We start from the raw sequence: 1,193 nt of genomic DNA, 5'->3' as shown, positions 1-1,193 counted from the left end.
TTGGCGGTTCAGAAAGCTGCCCTCGGCATAGCTGTCCACAGCAAAACTATATTGGCCGTCGGGCAACGGCACGCCGGTGGGGCCGTAACCGCTCCATTGATAGGGGTCGTCCGAGACCGCGATGGTGATGCGCTGAACCTCGGCGCCGGTCTTGTCGAATACCACCAGTTCCGCCTTGTCGGCCAATGTGTCCGGCTTTGGCAAAACCGTGACCGGCTGGCCTTCATATTGCGCGGGTGCCAGCACCCGTGCCTCCATCCCGACCCAGCCCGCCAGATCGGCCATCGCCGTTGTGCCCATCTGTGCACCAAGGCTGGATAACAGATCATTCGTCAGCACCTGCTGTTCGACCCCCGAAAATGTCGCCAATTGCATCGCCAGATCGCCCGAATCCATCGGGTTCAGCGGATCCTGATTTTTCATCTGCGTGGTCAACATGGTCAGAAACGTATCGAAATCGGTGCTGATGACGCCCTGTGTCGGGGCTGCGGCGGGTGTGGGTGTGGCGGCCGGAATCGTGTTCACCTGCATCGTGATGTCCTTTCCTGCGTTTGGTTAAAGCCGGATATCCAAGCCATCGCGGCGGCTGTTGGTTCGGGGCGTCCGGGGCGGCGCCCAAAGCGGATCTGTGGGTGGCGTTTCAGCCTTGGTTGGCGGCGTTGGGCCGGGCTGCGCCGGGCGCTGTTGGCTGGATTGCGAGAAATCAAAGCTGACATCGCGATACCCCATCTGGCGGAATTCCTGCCCCAACTGGTCGATATGGCGCCGCAACAGATCCTGCGTTTCCGGCCGCTCGGTGTGCACGACCACGCTGATCCCGGCCTCGGTCGGGGTCAGTGACAGACGCAACCGGCCCAGTTCTTCGGGCCGCAGGGTCACGTCAATCTGACCGTCAGGGGCCTGCGTCAAACTGACCGCCATGTCGCGCATGACAGCGGGGTCCGGGGCAAGGGCGGGCGAAAGCAAAAGGGGCGACGGCGCGGGATTGGCGCGCGGCGGGGGGCTGGGTGTGGGGTCGACCAAGGCCGGGGCCTCGGCCATAGCCGCCGGATCAGAGAGTGGTAGAGCCGCCGGATCGCGGTCGAACGTCAACGGAGGCGCCGGGCGCGGCTCGATCAGGTCGGTGCCTGGCAAGGAAGGGGCGTCGGGCACATCGACGGGCCGGGCTGCGCTTTGGTCAGGCGCATTATCGG

2 protein-coding genes are annotated in these 1,193 nt (G+C 64.3%); both read right to left on the bottom strand.

The annotated features are described in order from the left end of the window. Positions 1–531: flagellar hook capping FlgD N-terminal domain-containing protein (locus ABYW26_RS14625; protein WP_372605649.1), on the bottom strand; the 531-nt coding region annotated here is incomplete at its 3' end. A gap of 24 nt (positions 532–555) precedes the next feature. Beyond that, on the bottom strand, positions 556–1,193 hold a 638-nt coding region (locus ABYW26_RS14620), incomplete at its 5' end, for a flagellar hook-length control protein FliK (RefSeq protein WP_372605648.1).

This window comes from Actibacterium sp. (genome assembly GCF_041584535.1).
Lineage (GTDB): Bacteria > Pseudomonadota > Alphaproteobacteria > Rhodobacterales > Rhodobacteraceae > Actibacterium_D.
Note: the sequence above shows the minus strand (reverse complement) of the source record. Positions and strands in the feature narration are given on the sequence as shown.